Origin of the sequence: Acidiphilium sp. PM (genome assembly GCF_000219295.1) — a bacterium.
Lineage (GTDB): Bacteria > Pseudomonadota > Alphaproteobacteria > Acetobacterales > Acetobacteraceae > Acidiphilium > Acidiphilium multivorum.
In genome coordinates, this window is the sequence record NZ_AFPR01000141.1 from 1 (window position 1) to 4885 (window position 4885).

Consider the following 4885-nt stretch of genomic DNA (forward strand, 5'->3'; position numbering starts at 1 on the left):
GGCAGATGCAGGCGCGCGTCCCGCTGCGCCACCAGGTGCGGCGCCACCGCGTCGCGCAGGGGCGATCCCGCCGCGAGCAATCCGGCGAGCCGCCCCCGCAGCGCCCGCCAGGTCCGCGGCCCCGCCGCCATCGCCGCGTTCCACGCCGGCTCGGCGAACAGCGGCGCCCCCGCGAGATCGAGCACCCCCTCGCGCTCCAGCGCCGCGACATCGAGGATCGCATCGCCGATCGCCACCCCGCAGCGCGGCCCCGTGCCCGCGGTCGAGAACACGCCGCAGGGCAGGTTGTTGAGCGGAAACGCCGCCCCCGCCGTATTGGCACTCTCCACCCAGGAGACGACCAGCGTCATCGGCCGTCTCTCCGGCACGCCGTCACGCTGCCGCTGCCGGCGTGAAGCCCAATTTTTTCTCCCGTCCCGTCCGCCATTCGATGCAATCCTCCTGCGGCGGAGCCCCGCGCCGCGCGGTTGACTTTCGTTTCACTTGCACTGCACCCTTTCCGCCGGCCCGGCGCAAGACCGGGCGCCCGATAAACACCGGGAGGAACCATGACCGCCACCGACAATACCGCGGGGCTCCTGCTCGCGCGGCTCGACCGGATCCCGAACTGGACCCTGCCCAGGCTCTACGCGCTGGTGATCGGCATCGGGTTTCTCTTCACCTTCTACGATATCTTCGACATCAACGTCTCCTTCATCCAGACCTGCATGGCGCTGGTGCCGGGCTGCACGCCGGCGAAATCGGGCGCCTATATCGGCCTGCCGGTGCTGCTCAATCTCGCCGGCTACGTGGTCGGCACGCTGGTCCTCAGCCCGCTGGCCGACCGGATGGGGCGGCGCGACCTGCTGCTGGTGACGATGATCCTCACCGGCATCGGCTCGGCGCTCACCGCCATCGTGCAGTCCTACGGCACCTTCGTCGCCGCGCGCGCCTTCACCGGCGTCGGCATCGGCGCCGACCTCGCCATCGTCAACACCTATATCGGCGAACTCGCCCCGGCCGGCGGCCGCGCCCGCTACACCTCGATGATCTTCATCTTCTCCGCCCTCGGCGCGGTGGCCGGCATCTGGCTCGGCCTCTGGCTGACCACGCCGCCCACGCCGCTGCCGCTCGGCCTGCCCTTCGCCCTCGCCGGCAAGGGTTTTCCGGATGGCTGGCGCGTGATGTATCTCATCGGCGCGGCCCTCGCGCTGGTCGGCGTGCTGCTGCGCTTCCAGCTGCCGGAATCGCCGCGCTGGCTCATCGCCCAGGGCCGCCTCGAGGAGGCCGGCCAGGTCGTCGCCGACATGGAAGCCCGCGCCCACGCGATCTTCCCGCTGCCGCCGCTGCCCGAGCGCCTGCCGCCCGCACCAAGGCGCGAGGAGGCGATGCCCTTCAGCGCGATCTTCCGCAACGCCACCTACCGCAACCGCACGCTGCTGCTGACCGTGATGTGGTTCCTCGCCTACATCACGGTCTATTCCTTCGCCGCCGGCTTCACCACGCTGCTCGCCGCCCTGCGTTACCCGCCGCCCGAGGCCGGGCTGATCACCGCGATGGGCACGTTCGGCTTCGTGCTCTGCGCCATCGTCGCCTATGTCTGGGGCGAGCGGATGGAGCGCCGGCGCTGGACGCCGCTGGCGGCCCTCATCACCCTCGGCGGCGGCGTGCTCATCGCGCTGGGCGGGCAGACGCTGTGGCTCTCGGTGATCGGCGCGATGATCGTCTTCTTCGGCTTCAACGTCTGGGTGCCGATCGCCTACGCCTGGTCGGTCGAGAACTACCCGACCCGCGCGCGCACCACCGGCTTCGCCCTGGTCGACGGCATCGGCCATCTCGGCGGCGGCGTCGGCATGATCGCGATCGCCCCGCTCATCCCGCGGCTCGGCGTCATGGCGGCGTTCCTGCTGATCGGCGGCTTCCTCGCGCTGGCGGCGCTGGTCGCGCAGTTCGGCATCAGCACCCGCGCCCGCCGGCTCGACGACATCTCGCCCTGACCTCGCGCCCCGAAATCCCGCCCCGAGATCCGGCGCGGACCAGCGGCGGAAGCCGGATCGCGCGACCGGCCCGCCCGCCGCGCCGCGCCGGCGCATCGGCGCCGAATCCGCTTGCCGCCGCCGCCGATCCGTGATCCCATCGCCCGATGAACGACACCCCGCCCACCATCATGCACGATCTCGGCGGCGCGCCGCGCTTCATGTGCGAACCGGTCGACGTCTCGCCCCACGCGCTCACCGATTTCGACCGCGAGGTCGACGCCATCCGCCAGATCCTCGGCCAGAAGAAGGTCATGTCGGTCGACGAGCTGCGCCGCGGCATCGAGAGCCTGCCCGAGGCGCAGTATTTCGGCCTCGGCTATTACGAGCGCTGGCTCCGCTCGATCTGCGCGATCCTGCTGGAAAAGCGGGTGATCGCCGAAGCCGAGCTCGACGCCGCGCTTGAAGCCGCGGCGCGGGACACCCCATGCTGAGCGCCGGCACCCCGGTCCGCGTCCGGCTCGACTGGCCGGAGACGCGCGGGCGCTGCCACATCCGCACGCCGCATTACGTGCGCGGCCGCCCCGGCGAAATCGTCCGCCATCTCGGCGACTTTCCCAATCCGGAGGATCTCGCCTTCGCCCGCCCGGCGAAGCCGGTCGCACTCTATCACGTCCGCTTCCGCCAGGCCGATCTCTGGCCCGCCGCCGATCCCTGGCCGCATCCGGCCGGCGACGAGATCCTGATCGAGCTCTACGAACACTGGCTGGAGGCCGCATGACCTGGCGCGAGGCGGACAGCGCGACGCTGCTTGCCGGCCTGCGGTCGCTGCTCGCCGCGAAATCCATCGCCTCGGCGGATGAAATCGCCGAGCGCATCCGCATCACCGATGGCGGCGGCCCGGCCCAGGGCGCGCGCATGGTCGCCAAGGCCTGGACCGACCCGGACTACAAGGCGCTGATGCTGGCGGACGGCGCCCGCGCCGCCGAGCTGCTCGACATCCCGATGCGCGGCCTGCCGCCGCTCGGCGTGGTCGAGAACACGCCGGGCATCCACCACCTCGTCGTCTGCACCCTGTGCAGCTGCTACCCCCGCGCGGTGCTCGGCTACCCGCCCTTCTGGTTCAAGTCCGCCGCCTACCGCGCTCGCGCGGTGCGCGACCCGCGCGGGCTGATCGCCGAATGGGGCACCGAACTGCCGGCGGCCACCGCCATCCGCGTCGTCGACAGCACGGCCGATTACCGCTGGATGGTGCTGCCGATGCGCCCCGCCGGCACCGAGGGCTGGTCCGAGGCCGCGCTCGCCGCCATCGTCCGCGAGGGCGACATGATCGGCGTCACCCGCCCCCGCGCCTGACCGCCGCCCGGCCCCGGCTCACCGCGCCTGCATCGCCGGGTGCCGCGGCGGCTCGGCCGGCACCGGCATCGGTGAGGTAATCTCCACCTGCGAGACCGGCACCGCCAGCTCCGCCCCGTGCTGCCGCACGATCCGCCCCAGCTCGATCAGCAGCCGCTCCTGGATCGCCAGCGATTCCTTCCACACCACGGTGCGGGTGAAGCACCAGATCATGATCTGCAGCGCGTGGTTGCCGTACTGGTCGAAATACACCATCGCGCCGAGCGACTGGTCGATGTCCGGATGGTTGTCGACATGCGCGCGGCACGCCTCGGTGATCGCCGCCAGCCGGTCGAAATCGGCGTAGCGGATCGAGATCGTGGTGTTGATCTGCCGCGCCTGCATCCGCGGCGGCGTCTGCACCACCGACGAATTGAAGATCTGGTTCGGCACGTAATAGGGCCGGGTGTCGAAGCCGCGCAGCGTGGTGGTCCGCCAGCCGATATGCTCGACCGTGCCGAACACGTTCTGCGCCGGCAGCACGATCCACTCGCCCACCTTGAACGGCCGGTCGAGATAGACCACCAGCGCGCCGAACAGGTTGGCGGTCACACCCTGCGCGGCGAAGCCGACCGCGATGCCGGCCACCCCGCCGAAGGCCAGCAGGCTGGCGATCGAGAAGTTCAGCACCCGCAGGATCATCAGCCCGATCACCGCGACCACGAGGATGCGCGTGATCTTGCCGATGGCGTCCACCAGCATCGGGTCCGGGTTCTCGCCCCGCTTCGACCAGACATGCGCCGGATAGGCGCTCTCGCTGACCGCGACGACGCGCAGCGCCGCCCAGGCGATCGTCAGCAGCATGAACACCTTGAGCACGACGGGCAGGATGCCGAGCAGCCCGACCAGGTGCAGCGGCGTCGCCACGGCGAGTGCGGCGAAATACGCCGCGAGCGCCCAGACCGCGATCACCACCGGCAGCAGCAGGTGCCCGAGAATGGCGGCGCGGAAGGTGCGGCCGTGCCGGTCCGACCAGCGCACGAGAATCCCGAGCGCCGCCCGCGCCACCGCCGTTCCGGCGATGCCGATCAGCAGCGCGGTCGCGACACCGATGATGGTCGACAGATGCGCCGCCCAGAACGATGCCGTTCCTGCCACAACCTTTTGCATGCGTCCTTGTTCCTCCGCTGTTGCGCCCGGCGGGGCGGGCTCCGGGAGCGGCAATGCGCGCCGCGCGGCGGCGGGCGGAAGCCAAGGCGCGTCCCGGGGCCGGGATGGATGTCGATGCCGCCTCGGGCGGCGCGGATGCGGGTTAGGTGGGGGCGGGGTCCGCCGCTGTAAACCCGCGCGGGGCGGGGCAGGCGGGTCTTGCCCACCCCCGCCCGTTCATGTTCTTGTTCCGTTCATGACGATCGCCGCCCGCTTCGCCGCCATCATCGAGGGGCTCTGCCGCGCCGTCGCCGCGCGCGGCGCGAAGGGCGCGTTCGGCCCGGCGTCGCAGCCGCTCGTCATCCTGCTCTGGTCCCGCCTGCGCCGCATGGCCGCGCGTTTCGCCATCCTCGCCGAGGGCGCGCCGAAGCCGCGTCCCCGCGCCC

General features: G+C 71.5%; 5 protein-coding genes and 2 pseudogenes. 5 read left to right on the forward strand and 2 right to left on the reverse strand.

The window, feature by feature from the left end:
* Nucleotides 1-350: pseudogene (locus tag APM_RS06990) on the reverse strand (fumarylacetoacetase); the annotation flags it as partial.
* Between the two features lie 198 nt (nt 351-548).
* Here APM_RS06990 and APM_RS06995 point away from each other — a divergent pair.
* From APM_RS06995 to APM_RS07010, 4 genes are all read left to right on the forward strand, one after another.
* Nucleotides 549-1976: an MFS transporter gene (locus APM_RS06995; protein ID WP_007422654.1), complete on the forward strand. Its 1428-nt coding sequence runs from the start codon at nt 549-551 to the stop codon at nt 1974-1976.
* A 146-nt stretch (nt 1977-2122) separates the two neighbouring features.
* Complete coding sequence (locus tag APM_RS22915) at nt 2123-2449, forward strand: SH3-like domain-containing protein (RefSeq protein ID WP_007422655.1); 327 nt, start codon at nt 2123-2125, stop codon at nt 2447-2449.
* A complete protein-coding gene (locus tag APM_RS22920) occupies nt 2443-2736 on the forward strand; it encodes an SH3-like domain-containing protein (RefSeq protein WP_007422656.1) in 294 nt (97 codons plus the stop codon). Before APM_RS22915 ends, APM_RS22920 begins: the two co-directional genes overlap by 7 nt.
* Nucleotides 2733-3311 carry a nitrile hydratase subunit alpha gene (locus APM_RS07010; protein ID WP_007422657.1) on the forward strand — a complete coding sequence of 193 codons (579 nt, stop codon included), beginning with the start codon at nt 2733-2735 and terminating at the stop codon, nt 3309-3311. The genes APM_RS22920 and APM_RS07010 overlap by 4 nt, the downstream gene beginning before the upstream one ends.
* An 18-nt stretch (nt 3312-3329) precedes the next feature.
* On the opposite strand, the gene APM_RS07015 is transcribed toward APM_RS07010, so the two are convergent.
* Entirely contained in the window at nt 3330-4460 is a 1131-nt protein-coding gene (locus APM_RS07015) for a mechanosensitive ion channel family protein (RefSeq protein WP_007422658.1), read from the reverse strand.
* A 235-nt stretch (nt 4461-4695) separates the two neighbouring features.
* Between APM_RS07015 and APM_RS07020 the strand changes: the two are divergent.
* Nucleotides 4696-4885: pseudogene (locus tag APM_RS07020) on the forward strand (hypothetical protein); the annotation flags it as partial.